Raw genomic sequence first — 23,118 nt, 5'->3', positions numbered from 1 at the left:
TACCGGGTTTCCCCGGCAGGGGTTCTGAGCTGCGGTGGACCTGTGGGGATTTGAACCCCAGACCCCCTCGATGCGAACGAGGTGCGCTACCGGACTGCGCCACAGGCCCTTGCAACGAGTGAAACTCTAGCACCCCCATCGGGCTGCTTGGAAATCCGTTCCCGGAGGCCGCTCGGAGCGGAGATTCCGTGCTGCGACGCAGGTCACTCGTTGGCCGCCCGGGGGCGGCCGCCTTCCTCGTACTGGTCGAAGAGGGGCGTGCGGCCCCGTTCGCGGGAGCGTCGGGCGGAGGCTGCGCGGCGCGCGTCGCTGCGCTCGTCGCCGCCCTCCGTCCGGCCGTCCGCCGGGTCCGAGTCGTCGGACTCGCCGTCGTCGGCCGCCGCCCCGGCCTCGTGGTGCTCGACCGCGTCCTGGTCCGGCGCGACGGAGCTCGAGCGGGCCGAGCTCCAGGCGTCCGGTGCGCCGAGGTCCACGTCGGAGGTGGCCCGCGGTGCGACCGGTGCGGTCACGTACGTCGGCAGGGGCACCGGTACCGGGTCCCAGCTGTCGCCGTGCCCGGGCCGACGCTGGCGCTCGCGCTGCTGGTCGACCCACTCCGCATGGTCGGTCTGCTCGACGAGCGCCCGGCGGTCCGCGGCGAGGGCCAGCAGGCCGGGGTCGGTCTCCGGTTCGGGGCCCTCGTGCGGCTCCTCTGCGCCGGCGTCGGGGCCGGGGTCGACCGACGACGCGGCTGCCGAAGCGGGCGCGCGCCGGCGCGGCTGGCGTTCCCGGAGCCGCTGCGCGGCGACCTCGGCGCGTCTGCGGTCCATCTGGAAGGCAAAGCGGCGGCGCTCCTGGGAGCGCAGGTAGGCGATGTACGCGCTGAGCAGGACGGCGGGCACGCCGGGTGCCCAGAGGAACGCGAGCCCGCCGACCGCGGCGACGATCGCGCCGAGCGTGAAGGCGAGGAAGAGCATCACGGTGGTGCGCCGACGGCGGGCGAGCGCCTTCGAGCGCTGTGCGCGCGCGGCGGACGCCTGAGCTGAGGCCTGAGCAGCGGCCTGCGCGGCGGCGGATGCCTGAATGGAGGGCGCGCGTCGCGCGACCGGCGCACGCCGGCCTGCGGGAGCGGCGCTTCCGTCACGGTCACGCTGTTCCCGCGCGGGCTTGGCCGCCGAGTCCCGGGCAGGCTCCCGCACCGACTCGCGCGCCGGAGTGCGCTCCTGATTGCGCTCCTGATTGCGCTCCGGTTCGCGTGCCGTCTCCGGACGCCCCTGACCTCGCTCCTGACCCCGTTCCTGACCGCGTTCCGGAGCTCGCTCCTGACCGCGTTCCGAACTCCGCTCCTGGCCCCGCTCCTGCACCGGTGCCTTCACCTGACGGCGGGCCGGGGGCATGGCGAAGGCCCGGACGTCCACCGATGCGGTGACGACGTCCGGAACGTCGGCGTCGGGCTGCCCCTCCTCGGTGGAGCGCGCCCGCAGGTCCTTGGCGTACCGGCGCTCCATGCCCGCTCGTCCGGACAGCAGCCGGATGGCGGTGCTGAAGCGTTCCGTCGGACGGGCTTCGTTCAGCTCGTCCTGCCTACGGAGCCACATGGGCACCAAGTAGGCGGCCCAGGCCCCGACAATGACTGCGTAGATGAGGCCGCTGCTGCTCACGCCTCACACGGTAGAGGGGTTTACGTGAGGCCATCCGCCAATTGGGCCGGTGTGTCGCACGATCTGGCTGATATTTCGAACTTTTTTTGTGACCGATGCGATCAGCAGGCCGCCGGGGGCGCGAATTCCACGCCCCAGACGGTCACCACTCGATCATTATCGAACACTTATTCAATTTCCGGAGCTGCCGAGATTCCCGCCGAGATTCCCCCCGGCATTCCGCGCGCTCCGGGAGCGGGTGCGCCGCCAGCGGCTCAGCAGGCCCTCCGGGACCTCCTCCGCCGTGAGCGCGAACACGAGGTGGTCCCGCCAGGCGCCGTCGATGTGGAGATAGCGCGGCCGCAGCCCTTCCTCACGGAATCCGAGTTTCTCGACGACCCGGCGACTGGGGCCGTTCTCGGGCCGAATGCAGACCTCGATGCGATGCAGTCCGACGCTGCGGAAACAGTGGTCCACGACGAGCGCCACGGCCGTCGGCATCACTCCCCGGCCGGCCACCGATTCGTCCACCCAGTAGCCGACGTGCCCGGAGCACATCGACCCCCAGGTGATCCCGGCGACCGTCAACTGCCCGACGAGCCGCCCCTGGTACTCGATGACGAACGGCAGCATCCGCCCCGCGTTCGCCTCGGCCCGCAGATGCCGGACCATCTGGCGGTAGGTCGGCCGGTGCGCGATCGGCCCGCTGGGCGCGGGCGGCGGAATCGTCGCCTCCCAGGGGCGCAGCCAGTCCCGGTTGCGCCGGTTGACCTCGCGCCAGGCCCGCTGGTCGCGCAGCTTTATGGGCCGTAGGACGATGTCGCCCTCCGTCAGTTCGACGGGCCAGGATGCGCTGTTCAGCTCGCACCCCCATGGCTGGGTCTGGGGTGGTCGCCGCCGCGGAGCTGGTCCACGGCGTGCTTCAGCAGGGGCTCCAGGACGGCCAGGCCGTCCTTCACCCCGCCGGTGGAGCCCGGCAGGTTGATGATCAGAGTGCGTCCCGCCACGCCGGCCAGGCCCCGGGAGAGCGCCGCGGTGGGCACCTTCTCCCGACCGTACGCCCTGATGGCCTCGGCGATGCCCGGCACCTCGTGATCGATCACCGCGCGGGTGGCCTCGGGGGTGCGGTCGGTGGGCGAGATCCCGGTGCCGCCGGTGGTGACGACGACGTCGTACCCGGCCTGTGCGGCGGCGCGCAGGGCGCTCTCCACGGGTTCGCCGTCGGGCACGACCTGCGGCCCGTCGACCGCGAAGCCGAAGCCGCGCAGCCCCTCGGCGATCAGCGGGCCGCCCTTGTCCTCGTAGACGCCGGCGGCCGCCCGGTTGGAGGCGGTCACGACGAGTGCCCGGTACGGCACCGCGCTCATGTCCGACTCCAGTCGCCCGACTTGCCGCCCGTCTTCTCCTCCACGCGCACGTCCGTGATCACCGCTCCCTTGTCGACCGCCTTGACCATGTCGATCACGGTGAGCGCGGCGACGGAGACCGCGGTGAGGGCCTCCATCTCGACGCCTGTGCGGTCCGTCGTCTTCACCGTGGCGGTGATCTCCACGGCGTCGTCCGCGACCGACAGATCCAGTTTCACACCGGAGACGGCCAGCGGGTGGCACAGCGGGATCAGATCCGGGGTGCATTTGGCGCCCATGATGCCCGCGATCCGCGCGGTGGCCAGTGCGTCGCCCTTGGGGACGCCCTCGCCGCGCAGCAGCTCGATCACGCGGGGCGAGACGAGGACGCGCCCGCTGGCACGCGCGGTGCGGGCGGTGACGTCCTTGCCGGAGACGTCGACCATGCGGGCCGCGCCCGCGTCGTCGATGTGCGTCAGTCGGTCCTGCGTAGTCATGCTCGTGGCGCTCCCGGTCCGGGCCCGGCGCGGTGCCGCGCACGGGCCTGCTGTGCGCGACACGGTACCCCCAACCAGGAGGGCTCAGCCGAGCAGGACGACCTCGACGTCGGCGCCGGGCTCGACGGACTCCACGTCCTCGGGGACGACGACCAGCGCGTCGGCGTGCGCGAGGGCCGCGACCAGGTGGGAGCCGGCGCCGCCGACCGGGCGGACGGCGCCGTCGGCGTAGGTGGCGCGCAGGAACTGTCTGCGGCCCTTCGGCGAGGTCAGCGCCTTGTCGGCGAGGAGTTTCGCGCGCGTGGTGGGCCGGTGGACGTCCGCCAGCCCCATGAGGGTGCGGATGGCGGGGCGGACGAACAGCTCGAAGGAGACGTAGGACGACACGGGGTTGCCGGGCAGTGCCAGCAGGGGGATGTGGTCGGGGCCGATGGAGCCGAAGCCCTGGGGCTTGCCGGGCTGCATGGCGAGCTTGCGGAACTCGATGCCGCTGCCCTCCTCGTCCTCGTCGCCGACGTGCTCCAGCGCCTCCTTGACGACGTCGTACGCGCCGACGCTCACCCCGCCGGTGGTGACGACGAGGTCGGCACGCACGAGCTGGTCCTCGATGGTGGAGCGCAGGGTCTCGGCGTCGTCGGCGACCGCGCCGACCCGGTAGGCGATGGCGCCGGCGTCGCGGGCGGCGGCGGTGAGGGCGAAGCTGTTGGAGTCGTAGATCTGGCCGCTGCCCAGTTCCTCGCCGGGCTGGACGAGTTCGCTGCCGGTGGACATCACGACCACGCGCGGGCGCGGGTGCACGCGTACGGCGGCGCGGCCGATGGCGGCGAGCAGGGCGATCTGGGGCGGGCCGAGGACGGTCCCGGCGTCGAGGGCGCGGTCCCCCGCCTTCACGTCGCTGCCCTTCGCGCGTACGTGCGCGCGTGCCTCGGCGGGCCGGTACACGCGTACGTGCCCCGAGGCCTGCTCGGGGGCGAGGCTGCGGGCGCGCATCCCGCTGACCGGGCCCTCGCCCAGCCCGCCGTCGGTCCACTCCACGGGGACGACGGCCTCGGCGCCGGGCGGCAACGGGGCGCCGGTCATGATCCGGGCGGCCTGGCCCGGCCCGACGTGCAGCAGGTCGGCCGCCTGGCCCGCCGCGACGTCCCCGACGACGTCCAGAGCCGCCGGGAACTCCTCGCTCGCGCCCGCGACATCCGCGACCCGCACCGCGTACCCGTCCATGGAGCTGTTGTCGAAGGGCGGCAGCGAGACCGGCACCGTGACGTCGTCGACCAGGACGCAGCCCTGGGCGTCGGGGAGTTGCAGCTCGATGGGTTCCAGGGGGCGGACGGTGGCGAGGATGTCCTCCAGGTGTTCGTCCACCGACCAGAGGCGGTCCTGGGCGGTGGGGTGGGGCGCGGCGGTGCTCAAAGTGGCTACATCTCCTCGGTGACGTAACTGCGAAGCCAGGACCGGAAGTCCGGACCCAGATCTTCACGTTCGCACGCGAGTCTGACAATGGCACGCAGATAGTCGCCGCGATCGCCGGTGTCATAGCGGCGGCCCTTGAAGACGACGCCGTGGACCGGGCCGCCGGCCTTCTCGTCCTGCGCGAGTTGCTGCAGGGCGTCGGTCAGCTGGATCTCGCCGCCGCGGCCGGGCTCGGTCTCGCGCAGCACGCCGAACACGCTCGGGTCGAGGACGTAGCGCCCGATGATCGCGTAGTTCGACGGGGCGTCCGCCGGGTCCGGCTTCTCCACGAGGCCGGTCACCTTGACCACGTCGCCGTCCTCGGTGGCCTCCACGGCCGCGCAGCCGTAGAGGTGGATCTGCTCGGGGGCGACCTCCATGAGCGCGACGACGCTGCCGCCGTGCCGCTCCTGCACCTCGATCATCCGCTGGAGCAGCGGGTCACGGGGGTCGATCAGGTCGTCGCCCAGCAGGACGGCGAACGGCTCCTGCCCGACGTGCGGCGCCGCGCACAGGACGGCGTGTCCGAGGCCCCTGGGGTCGCCCTGGCGCACGTAGTGCATGGTCGCGAGGTCGCTGGACTGCTGAACCTTGGCGAGGCGGGCGGCGTCGCCCTTCTTCTGCAGGGCCGACTCGAGTTCGTAGTTGCGGTCGAAGTGGTCCTCCAGGGGCCGCTTGTTGCGGCCCGTGATCATGAGGACGTCGTCGAGACCGGCGGAGACGGCCTCCTCGACCACGTACTGGATGGCCGGCTTGTCCACGACCGGCAGCATCTCCTTGGGAGTGGCCTTGGTGGCCGGCAGGAACCGGGTGCCGAGGCCGGCTGCGGGGATGACAGCCTTGCTGATCCTGGGGTGGTGCTGAGTCATGTCCGCAACCTTATCCGGTGACTTTGAGACGAATCTGTGCGTTCGGTTAATTCATGATCATATGAGCGTAGTAAAGCTGTGTGCGAGCAATGTGGGACCGGCGCGGGAGCGACAGATGAGCCACCTCGAGGGCGGACCAGAGCCTGACAAAAGAATGTTGCGGCGAGGGTTCCTCACCGTGAGGAACACGTTGACGACGGATGACGTGCGGACTGCGGCCTCGGCGCTGGCCGAGCATGCGCTGGAGCTGCCCGAGTTGGCGCACGCGCGCACGGTCGCCGCGTATGTCTCCGTGGGCTCCGAGCCCGGCACCCTGGCGCTGCTGGACGCGCTGTGCGCGCGGGGCGTGCGCGTCCTGCTCCCCGCGCTGCTGCCCGACAACGATCTGGACTGGGGCGCCTACGCGGGTGAGGGCTCGCTCGCCCGGGTCCAACACGGCGGGAAGATGGCCCTCTTGGAGCCGGCCGGGCAGCGCCTCGGCCCCGACGCCGTGACCTCGGCCGACGTGGTGCTGCTGCCGGGGCTCGCGGTCGACGCGCGCGGTATGCGGCTGGGTCGCGGCGGCGGATCGTACGACCGGGTGCTGGCCCGGCTGGCGGACTCCGCGGCCAGTCCCTCCCTGGTGGTGCTGCTGTACGACGCCGAGGTCGTCGAGCGCGTTCCCGAAGAGGCGCACGACCGGCCGGTGCACGCCGTGGTGACGCCGTCGGGGGTGCACCGCTTCACCTGACACGCGCGCGTACGCGAAAGGGGCCCTCCACGCACGCGTGGAGGGCCCCTTCTCGTAGCTCGGTCGCTCAGGGCTTGAGGACCAGGGTGTCGCTGGTGCTGTCGTCGACGGCCTTCTTGGAGAAGGACCAGTCGAGGAGCTCACCGTTGGCCCACTTGCCCGTCTGGTCGGTGTAGTGGGCGCTGAAGGCGTGTCCCGAGGCGCCGGAGAGGTTGATCCACTTCGACTTGTCGAGGTCGTCGAGGTTGACCACCATCCGCATCGACGGCACCCAGACGACGCCGTAGCCGCCGGCCGCGTTCCAGCCGGTCGCGTTGACCGTCCCCTCGCCGCCGCCAAGCTTCCACGGGCCGCGGTTCAGGATGTACTGCAGGAAGCCGGGGCCGCTGGTGCCCAGGGTCTGGTTCTTCAGGAACAGGCGGTGCAGCCGGCCCCAGCTCCAGGTGTCGATGTCCTTGCCGAGCTTGGCGGTCAGCTCCCAGCGGGCGTCGATCATGGCGCGCTCGAACAGCTTGTCGCGGTTCTTCTCCGCGCCGGGGCGGGTGCCCGACTCGGGAGTCGTCCACCACTCGCTGTCCGTCTTCTCCAGGAGGTTGCGCACGACCTCGAACCAGCGGTCACCGCCGTCCGGCTGCGCCTGGTCGGCCTCGCGCTCGCCGCACTCGATGACCTTGTCGGTGTCGTCGACGGGGCCGGTGCTGTCGACCGGGTCGACCCACAGGCACTGGTCCTCGACCCGCAGTTCCTTGGGCAGCTTGTTGCCGAAGGCCAGCTTGAGGATGTTGCGCCACACCGCGTTGAAGTAGGCGGCGGCCGCCGAGTCGGCGTCCTGGGTGTAGTCCCAGCCCTGCAGCAGCTTCTGCGCCTCGCGGACGTCCGGGTCGTCCAGGTTGATCTTCAGCAGGATGGGCACGAGCAGCCGGGCGATCTGGCTGTCGTTGTCCAGCTGCATCTGCCGCATGTCGTCGGTGGAGATCTTGCCGCCGCCCTTGATCTTGCCCTTGATCAGGTCGGTGATCCGCTGGCTGCGCGCGCCGTAGCCCCAGTCCGTGGTGAGCGTGTAGGGGTACTTGTCCTTGTCGATCACGGCCTGGTTGGCGGTGACGATGTACCCGCGCGCGGGGTCGTACTCGTAGGGCAGCTCGTCGAAGTCGATGTAGCCGGTCCACTTGTACTTGGAGTTCCAGCCGGGCGCCGGGATCGAGCCGTCCACGCCCTTCGCGCGCGTGGGGATCTTTCCGGGCAGCTGGTAGCCGATGTGGTTCGAGGTGTCGGCGTAGACGAGGTTCTGCGAGGGCACGTCGAACTTCTCGGCCGCGGCGCGGAAGTCGTCCCAGTCGGCCGCCTTGTTCATGGCGAAGACGGCGTCCATGGAGGTGCCGGGCTCGAGCGCGGTCCACTTCAGGGCGACGGCGTAACCGTCGCCGCGGTCGGGCGCGGCCGCGTCGACGGTGGCCTTCTTGCCGACGTCGACGAGTTCGTCGTCACGGTCGGACAGCAGGGGCATGCCGTCCTCGGTCTGCCGGACGACGATTTTCTTGGACGTGCCGCCGGCGACCTTGATGGTCTCCTCGCGCGTGACGAACGGCTTGACCTTGTTGTCGTACTGGTAGCCGTCGTCGCCGGAGAGCTTCTCCAGGTAGAGGTCGGTCACGTCGACGCCGGAGTTGGTCATGCCCCAGGAGATCGTCGCGTTGTGGCCGATTATGACGCCGGGCATGCCTGCGAAGGTGTAGCCCGAGACGTCGTACCCGCACTTGGCGGAGACGGTTCGGCAGTGCAGGCCCATCTGGTACCAGACGGACGGCAGCGAGGCCGACAGGTGCGGGTCGTTGGCCAGCAGCGGCTTGCCGGTGATCGTGTACTTCCCGGCGACGGCCCAGGAGTTCGAGCCTATGCCGTTGCCGTTCACGCCGACGGCCGTGGGCAGATCGTCCAGGACGTCGTACAGGCCCGAGAGCTGGCTCGTGAGGGCCGATCCCGTGTCGTCCGAGGTGCCGGTGCCGTCGCCCGTGCTGTCGCCCGTCCCGCCGTTCGTGGACGTGTTGCCGGAGTCGCTGTCGCTGTCGCCGTCGCTCTGTTCGAACGTCTTGGTCAGCTCGTCGTACTGGCCCTCCTGGACGATCGCCTGGTTGCGGTCGTACGGGTACTGCGGGTACAGGTCGGCGATCTGCTGCGGGCCGAGGCGGCTGGTCATCAGGGCGCGGTCGATCTCGTCCTGCATGTTGCCGCGCAGGTCCCAGGCCATCGCCTTCAGCCAGGAGACCGAGTCGACCGGGGTCCACTCGGCGGGCTTGTAGTCGTTGGTGAACCCGAGGGCCGCGTACTCCAGGGAGATGTCCGCGCCGTCCTTGCCCTTGAGGTAGGCGTTGACTCCCTTGGCGTAGGCCTGAAGGTACTTCTTGGTGGAGGCCGACAGCTTGGTGTCGTACTCCTCCTTGGCGACACGGTCCCAGCCCAGGGTGCGCAGGAACTCGTCGTTGTCGACCTGGCTCTTGCCGAACATCTCCGACAGGCGCCCGGAGGTCATGTGCCGGCGTACGTCCATCTCGTAGAACCGGTCCTGCGCCTGGACGTAGCCCTGCGCCATGAAGAGATCTTCGTCGGAATCCGCGTAGATCTGCGGGATGCCGTAGCCGTCCCGCTTCACGTCGACGGGCCCGGACAGGCCCTCGAGTGTGATCGATCCCTTGGTCTGCGGGAAGGACGCGCGGACCGTGCTGATGGACCAGTAGGCGCCGTAGGCGATGCCTCCGATGATGGCCAGCACCAGCACAAGCACGATCAAACGGGCTTTGCGCCCCTTCTTCCTGCCGGACTTGCCGGGCTTGTCACCCGATGTGGCGGTGGTGTTGGGGGGCATCGCTGTCCTTGCTGTCCTAACGCGAGCGGCAGGCGGTCCTGGAGTGCTGGAGCAACCATAGGCGCAGGGCCTCGCGGCACTTGACGCGGAGTCCGGTACCAGCACGGAAGGATGTTCGATCTTGCCTCGTCCAACGTCAAGAAATCGTCAAGAGTTAGGTAAGGTAACGAAGTAGTTGGACACGGGGCGCACACCTTCGTGTCCGATGTATCCGATGCACATGTGCGTCCGCGCGCCAGGCGCGCGCGCCGGTGAAGGGAAGCGCCGCTGACTGTCCACCACCTCAACCAGCTCCTGCTCGTCTGCTCGCTCGTCCTGCTCGTCGCCGTCGCAGCGGTCCGGATCTCCTCGCGCAGCGGGCTCCCCAGCCTGCTCGTCTACCTGGGCATCGGCGTCCTCATGGGCCAGGACGGCATCGGCAACATCCACTTCGACAACGCCGAGATGACGCAGGTCATCGGCTACGCCGCCCTGGTCGTGATCCTCGCCGAGGGCGGACTCGGCACGAAGTGGAAAGAGATCGAACCGGCCCTGGCCTCCGCCTCCGCACTGGCCCTGGTCGGAGTCGCGGTGAGCGTGGGCGTCACGGCCACGGCCGCGCACTTCGTGACGGGGCTGGAGTGGCGGCAGGCGCTGATCATCGGTGCGGTGGTGTCCTCGACGGACGCGGCGGCGGTCTTCTCCGTCCTGCGCAAGATCCCCCTGCCCTCGCGCGTGACGGGCACGCTGGAGGCCGAGTCCGGCTTCAACGACGCCCCGGTGGTCATCCTGGTGGTCGCCTTCTCCACGGCGGGCCCCGTGGAGCACTGGTACGTGCTGGTGGGCGAGATAGCGCTGGAGCTGGCCATCGGCGCCGCCATCGGCCTCGCGGTCGGCTGGCTGGGCTCCTGGGGCCTCAGACACGTCGCCCTGCCCGCCTCCGGCCTCTACCCGATCGCCGTCATGGCGATCGCGGTCACCGCGTACGCGGCGGGCTCCCTGGCCCACGGCAGCGGCTTCCTGGGCGTCTACCTCGCCTCGATGGTCATGGGCAACGCGAAGCTGCCGCACTGGCCCGCCACGCGCGGGTTCGCCGACGGCCTCGGTTGGATCGCCCAGATCGGCATGTTCGTGCTGCTCGGCCTCCTGGTCACCCCGCACGAGCTCGGCGACGACGTGCTGCCCGCGCTCGTCATCGGCCTGGTGCTGACCATGGTGGCCCGCCCGCTGAGCGTCGTGGTGTGCCTGACGCCGTTCCGGGTGCCCTGGCAGGAGCAGACCCTGATGTCCTGGGCCGGGCTGCGCGGCGCGGTGCCCATCATCCTGGCGACCATCCCGATGGTGCAGGGCGTCGAGTCCAGCCGCCGCATCTTCAACATCGTCTTCGTCCTGGTCGTCGTCTACACCCTGGTCCAGGGACCGACACTGCCCTGGCTGGCCCGCAAGCTGCGCCTGGGCAAGGACTCCGAGGCCGCCGACCTCGGCGTCGAATCGGCGCCCCTGGAGCGACTGCGCGGCCATCTGCTGTCCGTCGCGATCCCCACGGGCTCGAAGATGCACGGCGTCGAGGTCAACGAACTGCGACTGCCGGCCGGGGCCGCCGTGACCCTCGTCGTGCGCGGCGGGACGTCGTTCGTGCCGCTGCCGACGACCGTCCTGCGGCAGGGGGACGAACTCCTCGTCGTCGCCACCGACCCGGTCCGCGACGCGGCCGAACAGCGCTTGCGCGCGGTGGGACGCGGCGGCAAGCTCGCGGGATGGCTGGGCACGGGCGACGAGACCCGTTAAGTGCATGTTTCGCACTGTTCACACCCCATGGTTTCAGGGGTGCCCCGGCCCTGTGGTGCTCATCTTCACAGGCGTCATCGGCCTTGACCCCTGTACGATGAAGGCAGACCTTGATCGAACCAACTCTGCCTGATGCAGAGCTGGCGCGACCGTATGGCGGCCGGGACACCTCCTCGCAGCGGACTCCGGCATCTACCGCAGCACGCGCAAGAGGACAGCTCTCGGCGCCCCCGCACGGGCGCGCCACCAGGCGGCAGAAAGGCACGGGCCGTGGCATCCACGGTCACCACCGAGCCGTCGAAGAACTCGTCGGCCTCCGCCCGCCCGGGATACGGGCGGCTGCTGCGCACCCGCGGCGCATGGACGTTCCTGCTCCCCGGCTTCGCGGCACGCCAGCCGTTCGCGATGCTCACCATCTCCATCGTGCTGCTCGTCCAGCACACCACCGGTTCGTACGGCGCGGCCGGCGCCGCCGCGGCCGTCACCGGTGTCTCCATGGCGCTGTGCGCGCCCTACAGCGGACGCCTCGCCGACCGCTACGGGCAGCGCGCGGTGCTGGTCCCCGGCGTTCTCGTGCACACCCTGTCGGGCCTCACCCTGACCGCGCTCGCCCTCTCGCACGCGCCCCTGTGGGCGCTGTTCGCGGCCGCCGTGCCCACGGGCGCCTCGGTGCCGCAGATCGGGCCCATGGTGCGGGCCCGCTGGGGCGTCACGCTGAAGGGCTCGCCCCTGATGACGACCGCGGCGGCCTTCGAGTCCGTCACCGACGAGCTGACCTTCGTGTTCGGCCCACTGCTGGCGACGGCCCTGTGCACCGCCGTGAACCCGGCCGCCGGTCTGATCACCGAGGCCTCGCTGACCCTGCTCGGCGGCCTGCTGTTCGCCGCGCAGAAGAACACCCAGCCCCAGGTCGCCGCCGCCGGACACGCGCGCGTGGCGCACGCCTCGGCGCTGCGCATCCCCGGTGTGCGCGTGCTGATCGCGGCCTTCCTGGGCATCGGCGCCGTCTTCGGCGGAATGCAGGTCTCGCTGGCCGCGTTCACCGAGTCGATCGGCGAGCCCGGCCTGAACGGCGTCCTGTACGGGACCTTCGCCGCCGGCAACATGCTCTCCGGCCTGGTCTGCGGCGCCATCGCCTGGAAGACGGCCCCGCAGCGGCGCCTGGTCGTCGCCTATGCCGCGCTGGCGCTCGTCGCCTCCGGGCTGTGGGCCGCGCACTCGGTGCTCGTCCTCGCGGGCCTGGGCCTCCTGGTCGGCATGTGCATCGCGCCCGCGCTGATCACCGGCTACACGCTGGTCGAGGGCCTGGTCCCGGCCGGGGCGCGCACCGAGGCGTTCACCTGGCTGACCGGCGCCGTGGCGCTCGGGCAGGCGGCCGCCGTCACGGTCGCCGGACAGCTGGAGGACCGCTTCTGGGGCGGGGCCGGTTTCCTGGTGCCGATGGGCGGCACCGTGCTGGCCCTGGCGGTCCTGCTGGCACTGCGTTCGCGGCTCGCTCCACGCCCGCGTGGCCGTACCGTCGCACGTGGCGTCGGTCACCGCGTGCCGGTGACAGTGGACTGATCCCCGGGAATGCGTCAAGATAGACCGTCGTTAGCACTCACTGAGTGAGAGTGCCAGGAGGAAGACAGTGCCGACCTACCAGTACCAGTGCACCGAGTGCGGCGAGGGCCTCGAGGCGGTGCAGAAGTTCACCGACGACGCTCTGACCGAGTGCCCCAACTGCTCCGGACGCCTCAAGAAGGTGTTCTCCGCGGTCGGTATCGTCTTCAAGGGCTCCGGCTTCTACCGCAACGACAGCCGCGGCTCGTCCTCGAGCAGCACGCCGTCGTCGTCGCCCGCGAAGTCGTCTACGTCCGGCTCCGACGCGAAGTCGTCGAGTTCGACCTCGTCGACGTCGTCGTCCTCGGACTCGAAGTCGTCGAGCACCGGCACCTCGGCCGGCAACAGCTCCGCCGCGTAGGACCCCTGCTCAAGGGGCCCCTTCCTTACGGCCTCACAGGACCCTGTCGTCATCCGGCGACGGGGTCCTTCGGCGTTCCTCAAGAGCGCCTGGGGTACGGCTCAGGTATGACGAACGTGCGGTTAGGGTGCGACGCATGGCGAACATGGCGAACGCAGAGATCGGTGTGATCGGCGGCTCCGGTTTCTACTCGTTCCTCGACAACGTGACCGAGCTCCAGGTCGACACCCCCTACGGGCCGCCCAGCGACTCCCTCTTCCTGGGCGAGATCGCCGGCCGGCGGGTCGCCTTCCTGCCCCGGCACGGACGCGGCCACCATCTGCCGCCCCACCGGATCAACTACCGGGCCAACCTGTGGGCGCTGCGCTCGCTGGGGGTGCGCCAGGTCCTCGGTCCGTGCGCCGTGGGCGGTCTGCGCCCCGAGTACGGGCCCGGCACGCTGCTCGTGCCCGATCAGCTGGTCGACCGTACGAAGTCGCGGACCGGGACGTACTTCGACGGGCTGCCCCTGCCCGACGGCACGGTGCCCAACGTGGTGCACGTGTCCCTGGCCGACCCCTACTGCCCCACCGGACGCTCGGCGGCCCTGAAGGCGGCGCGCGGCCGGGAGTGGGAGCCGGTGGACGGCGGGACGCTGGTCGTGATCGAGGGGCCGAGGTTCTCCACCCGGGCAGAATCGTTGTGGCACCAGGCTCAGGGCTGGTCGGTGGTGGGTATGACGGGCCATCCGGAGGCCGCGCTCGCCCGTGAACTCGAGCTCTGCTACACGTCGTTGACGCTGGTCACGGATCTGGACGCGGGCGCCGAGAGCGGTGAGGGCGTGTCCCACGAGGAGGTCCTGCAGGTGTTCGCGGCCAACGTGGACCGGCTGCGGGGCGTGCTGTTCGACACGGTGGCCGCGCTGCCCGCGAACGGGACGCGGGACTGCCTGTGCACGAACGCGCTGGGCGGGATGGACCCGGGGTTCGAGCTGCCGTAACGGGAGTTGACGTAACGGCAGTTGGCGCGACGGGATCCGGCATAACGGGATCTGACGCAACAGGAGTTGGCGTTTCCCGAGGTCGGCGAGCCGGACGGAACGGGCAGCGCGGACCGGAGGGAACGGGGCGGACGGAAAGGGACGGAACTCACCGTTCGGGTGAGGGAGTTGTCCACAACCCGTGAGTGGTCCACCGGCTCCGGCGAGCGGCGGCGCGAAGCCTCATCGTGGCTTCGCAACCCGTCCCTCTTCGCAGGTGGTGATCCCGTGTCCCCTCCCCCCGCTTTCCCGCCGTCCCCCGCTTCCTCTCCCCACCCTCCCTCGCCCCGACCGCCCACTCCCCACCCTCCTTCCGCTCCGTTCGCCCTCCCGTCCGTGTCGCGTCCGCCGGGGGCGGAGGCTCCTGCCACATGTGAGGTGCCTCCTTTCGACCCCGTGCGCGTCCGCCACGGGTGGTACCGCCCGGGGCCGCTGGGCCGGCTGGTGCGGAGCCGACGGCGTGCCGTCGCCCTCGGTCTCGCCGTCACCGCCGCGGCGCTCGTCGCGGTCGGACCCCGGAACAGCGATCCGGCGCACGGGCATCCCGGCGAGAGCTCGCAAGCCCGCGCGCACGGGCCGGTTCGCGCCCCTGCACCAGGTCCAGCCGCCGTACAGAAGGTGACAGCGCCGGTACGGATCGCCGACGCGGCCACCGTCCGGCTGCTGCGCCCCGGTGACCGGGTCGACGTCATCGCCGTCGAGGAGAGTCCGCCGGGCGGCGTGGGCGGTGCGGCCCGCGTCGTCGCACGTGGGGCGCTCGTGACCAAGGTGCCGGAGCCACTGGACGCCTCGGGCGCCTCCCTCGACACGGCGGACGGCGGCGCGTTGGTCGTCCTGTCGGTGCCCCGCCCCACCGCGGCGCGCCTGGCGGGAGCGAGTGCGACGGCTCGGTTGGCGGTGACCCTGTGGTGAAGTCAAGTCCCTCGATCGAGCTATCGAATTGGACACGCCCGCCTCGGGGTGACGTAGGTTGCGGAACTGTTTGTTCCACAACCTGTACATGCGAGGAGTGTCCCCCAGATGAGCGAAAAGAAGGCGAGCGTCTTGCAGGGCTTCAAGGCCTTCCTGATGCGTGGGAACGTCGTCGATCTGGCAGTCGCGGTCGTGATCGGCGCGGCCTTCACGAACATCGTCAACGCGGTGGTGAAGGGGATCATCAACCCGCTCATCGGAGCGGTCGGCACGAAGAACCTGGACAGCTACAGCTCCTGTCTCAAGGGGCCCTGCACGGGGACGGGCGACAGCGCGACGGGCGTCCGGATCCTGTGGGGCTCGGTCCTGGGCGCGACGCTCACCTTCGTGATCACCGCGGCGGTCGTCTACTTCCTGATGGTGCTTCCCATGTCGAGGTACCTGGCGAAGGTGGAGGCCCGCAGGAAGGCCAAGGAGGGCGCCCAGGAGGTCCTGGAGGTGACCGAGCTGGAGGTGCTCAAGGAGATCCGCGACGCGCTGGTCGCCCAGCGGGGCTCGGGCCACAGCGGGCGGTGACGAGGCTGCTCGGGGCCTTGCGGACGGCGGTCCGCGGGGCCCGCGAGGCCGGCCGGACCTGCCGGAGGGCAGCCGCCCGGGTTCAGATGTGGTGGGGCGGCTTCTCGTCGAGGAAGCGCTTGAGGTCGGCGGCGCTGTCAGCGCCGGCGGCCGGCCGCTCGCCCCACCCGCGGTCGGTGTCGTCCGAGGACTGCCGGTCCAGCGGGTCGTCGAAGATCAGCGCGGCCTTCGGGTCGCGTGGCTCGGGGGCGGAGGGGGTGCTCATGCCTCCAGGGTACGGGCCCGGGAGCCGCCCGGAGCAGGGCCGCAGGCAGCGACGCCCGGCCGTCGGACCGCCCGTGCGCCCCGCGCAAGCTTTTCCGGCAGATATCTGCTGTGCTGGGACCCATGACGTCCCGCACGCCTCCGCCGACCCCTCCCCCAGGCTCCCCGGCACCCGGCTCCGGCCCCGCCCCCGACCTCTCTCACAGACGACCGCTGCGCAGGCTCACCGCGCGCGGTCGGAACGAGGTGCACCGGGTAGCCACGCCCCTGGAGCTCTTCTTCGACCTGTGCTTCGTCGTGGCGATCGCCCAGGCGGGCGTCCAACTGGTGCACTCGGTGGCGGAGTCCCACGCCGGCGAGGGAATCCTCAACTACGCGATGGTCTTCTTCACCATCTGGTGGGCCTGGATGAACTTCACCTGGTTCGCCTCGGCGTACGACAACGACGACAGCCTCTACCGGGTCGTCACACTGATCCAGATCAGCGGGGTCCTGGTGCTCGCGGCCGGGGTCTCCCGGGCGTTCGAGGACCAGCAGTACGTCGCCGTCGTACTGGGCTACGTCATCATGCGAGTGGCGCTGTCCTCACAATGGCTACGCGTCGCCCTGTCGACCGAAGGCCCGGAGCGGACGATGGCGCTGCGGTACGCCGGCGGCGTGCTGCTCTGCCAGCTCGGCTGGCTGGGGCTGCTGATCGTGCCCCAGGGCGCCAAGGTCTGGCTGTTCCTGGTGATGGCGGTGCTGGAGATGTGCGTGCCGCCCTACGCGGAGCGGAACCATCCGACGTCCTGGCATCCGCACCACATCGCGGAGCGCTACGGACTGTTCACGATCATCGTGCTGGGCGAGACGATCGCGGCGGCCACGATCGCCGTGAAGTCCGGCCTCGACGAGAGCGACGCGCTGAGCGATCTGCTGCCGATCGCGGTGGGTGGGCTGCTGATCGTCTTCGCCGCCTGGTGGATCTACTTCGTGGTGCCCATCCATGGGCATCTGCGCTCCAACAAGCAGGCGTTCGTGTGGGGCTATGGGCACTACGTCGTCTTCGCGTCGGCTGCCGCGATCGGGGCGGGGCTGGAGGTGGCGGTCGAGCAGGCGATCGGCAAGGCCCACCTCTCCACGCTCGCCGCGTCGGCGGCCGTGACCCTGCCCACGGCGCTGTTCCTGATGACGGTGTGGCTGCTGCACGCCCGCCACTTCAAGGTCGGCCTGGCCCAGCAACTGGTGCTGCCCGTCACCGCGCTGCTGGTGCTCTGCTGCACCTTCCTGGGCGAGTGGGCGGTCCTCGCGGCCGGCCTGGTGTCGGCGCTGGCGGTGGCCACCGGGACGACCCTGACGGCGCGCATGGCCGCGCGCGAGCCGCGGGAGTCGCCCGCGGCGCAGGAGTCGCCGAAGTCACCCGAGCCGTCGGAGTCTCCGGAGACCCCGCAGTCACCCGAGTCTCCGGACAACGAGGCGGGGGCTTCGAGCACGGCCGTGTGACACGGCGTGACGGCAGCGCGCCCGGCACGCGCCGAGCGAGACTGGCTCCCATGACAGTTGACGCTCTGACGGACGTCCCCGGCGTGCGGGTCGGGCACGCCACGCGCACCGGAGACGGTTGGCTCACCGGCACCACGGTCGTCCTGGCACCCGAGGGCGGCGCGGTGGCCGCCGTGGACGTACGCGGCGGCGGTCCCGGTACCAAGGAGACCGACGCGCTGGATCCACGCAACCTGGTGCAGCGGGTCGAGGCGATCGTGCTGACGGGCGGCAGCGCCTACGGGCTCGACGCGGCCTCCGGTGTGATGGCCTGGCTGGAGGAGCAGGGGCGGGGCGTCCCCGTCGGCCCGGACCCGACGCACGTCGTGCCGGTGGTGCCCGCCGCCTGCGTCTTCGACCTGGGGCGCGGTGGCGACTTCCGGGCCCGTCCGGACGCCGCCACCGGCCGGGCCGCCGTGGAGGCGGCCGCGGCGAGCGAGCCCGGCACGCGCGTGCGGGAGGGGTGCGTCGGAGCCGGGACGGGCGCGGCGGTCGGGCCGATGAAGGGCGGGGTGGGCACCGCGAGCGTTGTCCTGGACTCGGGGATCACGGTGGCCGCGCTGGTGGTGGCCAACGCCGTGGGGTCGGTGCTGGAGCCGGAGACGGGGGTGCTGTACGGGGAGCTGTTCCAGGGGCGCGTGACGTACCCGGAGGCGCAGGTGCACGAGGCCGCGCGCCGGCGGCTCGCCGAGAGCGCGGCGAGGAGCGCGCCCGCCCCGCTCAACACGACGCTCGCCGTGGTGGCCACCGACGCGGATCTGTCGAAGGCGCAGGCGCAGAAGCTGGCGGGCACGGCGCACGACGGGATCGCACGCGCCGTGCGGCCGGTGCACCTGCTCCATGACGGCGACACGGTCTTCACGCTGGCGACGGGCGCGCGCCCGCTCGACCCCGACCACCCGCTCGCCCTGAACGACATCCTCGCCGCGGGCGCGGACATGGTGACCCGCGCGATCGTACGGGCCGTGCGCGCCGCCGAGTCGGTGCAGGCGCCGGGCGGGGAGTGGCCGTCCTACGAGGAGTTGTACGGGACCCCGTGAGCCGGGAGCCCCCGGCGGAGGAGTTTGTCGCGGTTCTGTCACGTGATGGTGCCAAGGGCGGCCGGAGGGAACCCGACCGGCCGTCGGATCCCTCTTTCTCCACGTAACGGAGCGGATCACTCACATCACACGAAGCTGGAGCAGCCCGTGACAACGGCGGACAAAGCAGCGCGACGAGCCGTGGGAGCCTGTGCCGTCCTGGTGGTCGGCGCCCTGACCCTGACCGCCTGCGGGGGCAGCGCCAACGCCAAGGACGACGATGCCAAGGGCGGTAAGGCCACGGCCAAGACGTCCACCGCGAAGATCGTCATCTCGGCGAAGGACGGCTCGACGGGCGCGTCGATCAACACGACCGGAGTGAAGGTGAGCGACGGCCGGCTCACCGAGGTGAAGATGACGGTGGCCGGGTCGGGGCAGGCCGTCGAGGGCTCCTTGTCGGCCGACGGCAGCACCTGGAAGCCGAAGGAGCAGCTGGAGCGCGGGACGAAGTACCAGATATCGGCGACCGCGAAGGACTCGAGCGGCAAGACCGCCGCGGCCAACTCGATCTTCACGACGGTCACTTCGGCCAACAGCTTCATAGGGACGTACACGCCGGACAACGGCACGACGGTCGGCGTGGGGATGCCGGTGTCGTTCACGTTCGACAAGGCCATCGGCGACAAGAAGGCTGTGCAGTCGCACATCACGGTCAGCTCCAGCAGCGGTCAGCAGGTGGTGGGGCACTGGTTCGGCGAGCAGCGGCTCGACTTCCGGCCGGAGGAGTACTGGAAGGCCGGCTCCAAGGTCACGATGAAGATCGACCTGGACGGCGTCGAGGGCGCGAACGGCGTCTTCGGGGTGCAGAAGAAGACGGTCAGCTTCACCATCGGTCGCTCTCAGGTGTCCACGGTGGACGTGAACACGCAGACCATGACGGTGGTACGGGACGGGCGGACGCTGAAGACGGAGCCGATCTCGTCGGGCAGCGCGGAGCACACGACGTACAACGGGCAGATGGTGATCTCCGAGAAGTTCACGCAGACACGGATGAACAGCCGGACGGTCGACCTGGGCGGGGAGTACGACATCCCGGACGTGCCGCACGCGATGCGTCTGACGACGTCCGGGACCTTCATCCACGGCAACTACTGGTACAAGAAGAGCAATCCGCCCTTCGGCCGGGAGGGCACCAGCCACGGCTGCGTCGGCCTCGCGGACGTGCAGGGCGCCCAGGGCGACACCCCCGCCAAGTGGTTCTACGACAACTCGCTGATCGGCGACGTGGTGATCGTCAAGAACTCGCCGGACAAGACGGTCGCTCCGGACAACGGGCTGAACGGCTGGAACATGGGCTGGGCGGAGTGGACCGCCGGAAGCGCCGTCTGACCGCCCGGGCCGGCGGGGAACCTCCCCGACCGGCCCCCACCGGCTCTGACCGGCTCTGACCGGCTCTGACCGGCTCTGACCGGCGATTCATGACGGGACGTCGGGCCGCGCGGGAACTTTTCGCGCGGTTCCTGCGTTTTCTCCGACGTACGTTTTCTCGGTTCCCGGACATGATGTCCGACCGAGGGGCTACGGTATGCACCCACAAGGTGACATGCAGCAACGCCGGGAGAAACCTTGAGCGTTCCGTACGAGACAACAGCGTACGAACCAGCCGAGTCGCCCGAGTCTCCGGAGGAGCACCTCGCGCGACTGCTCGGTCGCGCCCTGAACTCGTTCGAGCTGCCCGACGAAGCACTGCGGCGGCTCGACTGCGCACTGGCCCACGACAGCTCCCTGCACTCCGCGCACCACAGCGCGGGCCTGCACCGGGAGACGTACCGGCACACCTGGCTGCTCGCCGACGGCTGCGCGCTCACGCTGTGGGAGCTCGTGCACAACACCGCGCCGGGCAGCGAGCCCCAGCACGAGGTGTACGTCGACGAGGAGGAGCTGCGCGCCGCCACCGCCCGGCTGCCGCTGCCGTCGGACACCCCGGACTTCGAACTGCCGGTGCTGGTGCAGTTGTCGCCGGTCCCCGCACCCCGCCATGTGTACGTGCTGGACGACTCGGCGGATCACGCGCGCCGGCTGCTGCGCCGCGCGGAGAACCCCGACCCGCCCGACGCGGACACGGCGACGACGCTGTTGACGTCGGCGTTCGCGCACCAGATCACCCAGGCCTTCGGTCGCCCCTGCCGGGCGGGCCGTATCGGCCTCGGCTACTCGCTGTACGAGCACGCGTTCCTGCTGCGTGACGGCCGGGAGATCTCCCTCTGGGAGGTCGAGCACACGGCGACGCCGGACGGGCGGCACATGTGCGAGGTGTACGTCTCCGAGGCCGCGGCCCGCGACGCGATGGAACGCCGGGCGGCACAGGTCTCCTGAGACCCTGAGGGACGCCGAACCCGAGGGACGCCTGGGGCACCCCTACCTGGGGCACCCCTATACGCAGCACGGTCCGGGACTTTCGTCCCGGACCGTGACGTATTTCGTGGCCGGCAGGCGGCCGGCCACCGGTGTTACGCGGCGACCGGCTGCTTCGTCTCCGTCGCCGCGGCGGTCTCGGCCGCTTGCGCGGTGCCGGGCTCCGTGGCGCCGGGGACCGGCTTGCGCAGGCCCTTGAGGACGATGACCACGGCCGTCGTCACGCACACGCCCGCCGCGATGGCGACCAGGTACAGGAACGGGTTGCCGATCAGCGGGACCACGAAGATGCCGCCGTGCGGAGCGCGGAGCGTCGCGCCGAAGGCCATCGACAGGGCGCCGGTGACCGCGCCGCCCGCCATCGAGGCCGGGATGACGCGCAGCGGGTCGGCCGCGGCGAACGGGATCGCGCCCTCCGAGATGAAGGAGGCGCCCAGCACCCAGGCGGCCTTGCCGTTCTCGCGCTCGGCGGAGGTGAAGAGCTTCTTGCGGACGACCGTCGCCAGCGCCATGCCCAGCGGCGGGACCATGCCCGCGGCCATCACCGCGGCCATGACCTTCATCGCGGAGTCGCTGGGGTCCGCGACGGCGATGCCGGCCGTGGCGAAGGCGTACGCGACCTTGTTGACCGGGCCGCCGAGGTCGAAGCACATCATCAGGCCGAGCAGCACGCCGAGCAGGATGGCGTTGGTGCCGGAGAGGCCGGCCAGCCAGTCCGTCATGCCCTTCTGTGCCTCGGCGATGGGCTTGCCGATCACGACGAACATCAGGAAGCCGACGATCAGCGAGGAGATCAGCGGGATCACCACCACCGGCATGATGCCGCGCAGCACCGGCGGGATCTTGATCCGCTGGATCGCCAGGACGACACCGCCCGCCAGCAGACCGGCGGCCAGACCGCCGAGGAAGCCGGCGGCGATGTTGGAGGCGATCATGCCGCCGACGAATCCGGGCACGAGACCGGGCCGGTCCGCCATGCCGTAGGCGATGTAGCCGGCGAGGACCGGGATGAGGAAGCCGAAGGCGACCCCGCCGATCTGGAACAGCAGCGCGCCCCAGCTGTCGACCTGGGTCCAGGAGAAGTGCTCCATGACCGAGGGCGCCTTGTTGATCTCCCAGCCGCCGATCGCGAACCCGAGAGCGAGCAGCAGACCGCCCGCGGCGACGAACGGGACCATGTAACTGACGCCGGTCATCAGCCACTTGCGCAGCTTGGTGCCGTAGCTGTCGCCGGACTCGCCGGCCCGCTCGACCGGCGTCCCGCCCTTGGCCGCAGCGCTCACCTCACCGCGTGCCGCCTTCGCGCGCACGTCGGTGATCAGCTCGGCGGGCCGGTTGATGCCCGCCTTCACGCCGACGTCCACGGTGGGCTTGCCGGCGAAGCGGTCCTTGTCGCGTACGGGGACGTCGTGGGCGAAGATCACGCCGTCGGCCGCGGCGATGACGGCCGGGTCGAGCCGGGTGAAGCCGGCCGAGCCCTGCGTCTCGACGACCAGTTCGACGCCCGCGTCACGGCCCGCGTTCTCCAGGGACTCGGCCGCCATGTAGGTGTGGGCGATGCCGGTCGGGCAGGAGGTGACGGCGACGATCCGGAACGGGCGGTCGCCGTCGCCGACGCCGGGTGCGTCCGGGGTCTCGGTGGCCGTGTCGGCGTCGGCGGAGGCCGCCGCCGACGCCGACACGGAGTCCTGGGAGGCGGAGTCCGCAGCGGCGGACTCGGCGGCCGGCGCCTCGTCGCCGCGGATCAGGGCCGCTGCGGCCGCCGCGTCGCCGACCGAGCGCAGCGCGTCGGTGAACTCGGCGTTCATCAGCTGGCGGGCCAGCGACGACAGGATCGTCAGGTGGGCGTCGTCCGCGCCGGCCGGGGCGGCGATCAGGAAGACCAGGTCGGCGGGGCCGTCCGCGGCGCCGAAGTCGATGCCGGCGGAGCTGCGTCCGAAGGCGAGCGTCGGCTCGGTGACGTGCTCGCTGCGGCAGTGCGGGATGCCGATGCCGCCGTCGAGGCCGGTGGGCATCTGGGCCTCGCGGGCGGCCACGTCGGCGAGGAAGCCGTCCAGGTCGGTCACCCGGCCCAGGGCCGCCATGCGCTCGGCGAGGGATCGCGCCGCCGCTTCCTTCGTTTCGGCGGACAGGTCGAGATCGACCAGGTCCGCGGTGATCATGTCGCTCATCGCGGGCTCCTTCGCACGCGTATCGCCCGGGGCGTGGGGTGGTGGGCGAGGGGGGTGACGGGGACGGGGGTGGAGATGGGGGTGGGGACAGGGAGGGGGGTGGAGACGGAGGCGCAGTG

At 71.0% G+C, this 23,118-nt stretch carries 20 protein-coding genes and 1 tRNA gene; 11 read left to right on the top strand and 10 right to left on the bottom strand.

Annotated features, from left to right (window positions below):
* Positions 1 to 35: 35 nt before the first annotated feature.
* From ACWD4O_RS16120 to galU, 7 genes are all read right to left on the bottom strand, one after another.
* Positions 36 to 109 (bottom strand) — tRNA-Ala (locus ACWD4O_RS16120).
* Positions 110 to 203: 94 nt separating this feature from the next.
* Positions 204 to 1,640 (bottom strand): divisome protein SepX/GlpR, encoded by a 1,437-nt coding sequence (gene sepX / locus ACWD4O_RS16115; RefSeq protein ID WP_451280286.1) that lies wholly within the window; start codon positions 1,638 to 1,640, stop codon positions 204 to 206.
* A gap of 171 nt (positions 1,641 to 1,811) precedes the next feature.
* The gene (locus tag ACWD4O_RS16110; RefSeq protein ID WP_451280327.1) at positions 1,812 to 2,480 is read right to left on the bottom strand and encodes a GNAT family N-acetyltransferase; all 669 of its coding nucleotides are present in this window, start codon (positions 2,478 to 2,480) and stop codon (positions 1,812 to 1,814) included.
* Positions 2,477 to 2,986, bottom strand: coding sequence for a MogA/MoaB family molybdenum cofactor biosynthesis protein (locus ACWD4O_RS16105; RefSeq protein ID WP_451280285.1), 510 nt, complete (start codon positions 2,984 to 2,986; stop codon positions 2,477 to 2,479). Before ACWD4O_RS16105 ends, ACWD4O_RS16110 begins: the two co-directional genes overlap by 4 nt.
* A complete protein-coding gene (gene moaC, locus ACWD4O_RS16100; protein ID WP_451280284.1) occupies positions 2,983 to 3,462 on the bottom strand; it encodes a cyclic pyranopterin monophosphate synthase MoaC in 480 nt (159 codons plus the stop codon). The genes ACWD4O_RS16105 and moaC overlap by 4 nt, the downstream gene beginning before the upstream one ends.
* 84 nt (positions 3,463 to 3,546) lie before the next feature.
* The gene (glp, locus tag ACWD4O_RS16095; protein WP_451280283.1) at positions 3,547 to 4,872 is read right to left on the bottom strand and encodes a molybdotransferase-like divisome protein Glp; all 1,326 of its coding nucleotides are present in this window, start codon (positions 4,870 to 4,872) and stop codon (positions 3,547 to 3,549) included.
* Positions 4,873 to 4,877: 5 nt separating this feature from the next.
* Entirely contained in the window at positions 4,878 to 5,780 is a 903-nt protein-coding gene (gene galU, locus ACWD4O_RS16090) for a UTP--glucose-1-phosphate uridylyltransferase GalU (RefSeq protein ID WP_450950056.1), read from the bottom strand.
* A gap of 115 nt (positions 5,781 to 5,895) precedes the next feature.
* Between galU and ACWD4O_RS16085 the strand changes: the two genes are divergently transcribed.
* Complete coding sequence (locus ACWD4O_RS16085) at positions 5,896 to 6,510, top strand: 5-formyltetrahydrofolate cyclo-ligase (protein ID WP_451280282.1); 615 nt, start codon at positions 5,896 to 5,898, stop codon at positions 6,508 to 6,510.
* A gap of 67 nt (positions 6,511 to 6,577) precedes the next feature.
* On the opposite strand, the gene ACWD4O_RS16080 is transcribed toward ACWD4O_RS16085, so the two are convergent.
* Positions 6,578 to 9,373, bottom strand: a complete 2,796-nt coding sequence (locus ACWD4O_RS16080; protein WP_451280281.1) for a penicillin acylase family protein — start codon at positions 9,371 to 9,373, stop codon at positions 6,578 to 6,580.
* 267 nt (positions 9,374 to 9,640) lie between these two features.
* Between ACWD4O_RS16080 and ACWD4O_RS16075 the strand changes: the two genes are divergently transcribed.
* From ACWD4O_RS16075 to mscL, 6 genes are all read left to right on the top strand, one after another.
* Entirely contained in the window at positions 9,641 to 11,140 is a 1,500-nt protein-coding gene (locus ACWD4O_RS16075) for a potassium/proton antiporter (RefSeq protein ID WP_451280326.1), read from the top strand.
* 270 nt (positions 11,141 to 11,410) lie between these two features.
* Positions 11,411 to 12,703: an MFS transporter gene (locus ACWD4O_RS16070; protein WP_451280280.1), complete on the top strand. Its 1,293-nt coding sequence runs from the start codon at positions 11,411 to 11,413 to the stop codon at positions 12,701 to 12,703.
* Positions 12,704 to 12,770: 67 nt separating this feature from the next.
* Positions 12,771 to 13,103, top strand: coding sequence for an FmdB family zinc ribbon protein (locus ACWD4O_RS16065; protein ID WP_450950052.1), 333 nt, complete (start codon positions 12,771 to 12,773; stop codon positions 13,101 to 13,103).
* Between the two features lie 136 nt (positions 13,104 to 13,239).
* The gene (locus ACWD4O_RS16060; protein ID WP_451280279.1) at positions 13,240 to 14,082 is read left to right on the top strand and encodes an S-methyl-5'-thioadenosine phosphorylase; all 843 of its coding nucleotides are present in this window, start codon (positions 13,240 to 13,242) and stop codon (positions 14,080 to 14,082) included.
* Positions 14,083 to 14,457: 375 nt separating this feature from the next.
* A complete protein-coding gene (locus ACWD4O_RS16055) occupies positions 14,458 to 15,033 on the top strand; it encodes an RcpC/CpaB family pilus assembly protein (protein ID WP_451280278.1) in 576 nt (191 codons plus the stop codon).
* A 108-nt stretch (positions 15,034 to 15,141) separates the two neighbouring features.
* Entirely contained in the window at positions 15,142 to 15,609 is a 468-nt protein-coding gene (gene mscL / locus ACWD4O_RS16050) for a large conductance mechanosensitive channel protein MscL (protein ID WP_451280277.1), read from the top strand.
* Positions 15,610 to 15,691: 82 nt separating this feature from the next.
* Here the strand turns inward: mscL and ACWD4O_RS16045 are convergent, their stop codons facing one another.
* Positions 15,692 to 15,874: a hypothetical protein gene (locus tag ACWD4O_RS16045; protein WP_358803418.1), complete on the bottom strand. Its 183-nt coding sequence runs from the start codon at positions 15,872 to 15,874 to the stop codon at positions 15,692 to 15,694.
* A gap of 122 nt (positions 15,875 to 15,996) precedes the next feature.
* Here ACWD4O_RS16045 and ACWD4O_RS16040 point away from each other — a divergent pair, with 122 nt between their 5' ends.
* From ACWD4O_RS16040 to ACWD4O_RS16025, 4 genes are all read left to right on the top strand, one after another.
* A complete protein-coding gene (locus ACWD4O_RS16040; RefSeq protein ID WP_451280276.1) occupies positions 15,997 to 17,355 on the top strand; it encodes a low temperature requirement protein A in 1,359 nt (452 codons plus the stop codon).
* Positions 17,356 to 17,405: 50 nt separating this feature from the next.
* Entirely contained in the window at positions 17,406 to 18,434 is a 1,029-nt protein-coding gene (locus ACWD4O_RS16035) for a P1 family peptidase (RefSeq protein ID WP_450950047.1), read from the top strand.
* Between the two features lie 147 nt (positions 18,435 to 18,581).
* Entirely contained in the window at positions 18,582 to 19,802 is a 1,221-nt protein-coding gene (locus ACWD4O_RS16030; RefSeq protein ID WP_451280275.1) for a L,D-transpeptidase, read from the top strand.
* 237 nt (positions 19,803 to 20,039) lie between these two features.
* Complete coding sequence (locus ACWD4O_RS16025; protein ID WP_451280274.1) at positions 20,040 to 20,789, top strand: DUF6227 family protein; 750 nt, start codon at positions 20,040 to 20,042, stop codon at positions 20,787 to 20,789.
* A gap of 134 nt (positions 20,790 to 20,923) precedes the next feature.
* Here the strand turns inward: ACWD4O_RS16025 and ACWD4O_RS16020 are convergent, their stop codons facing one another.
* Complete coding sequence (locus tag ACWD4O_RS16020; protein ID WP_451280273.1) at positions 20,924 to 22,999, bottom strand: PTS fructose transporter subunit IIABC; 2,076 nt, start codon at positions 22,997 to 22,999, stop codon at positions 20,924 to 20,926.
* Positions 23,000 to 23,118 lie beyond the last annotated feature (119 nt).

The sequence above is a fragment of the Streptomyces sp. NPDC002623 genome (genome assembly GCF_053592635.1).
This window is presented reverse-complemented; position numbering and strand designations above follow the sequence as displayed.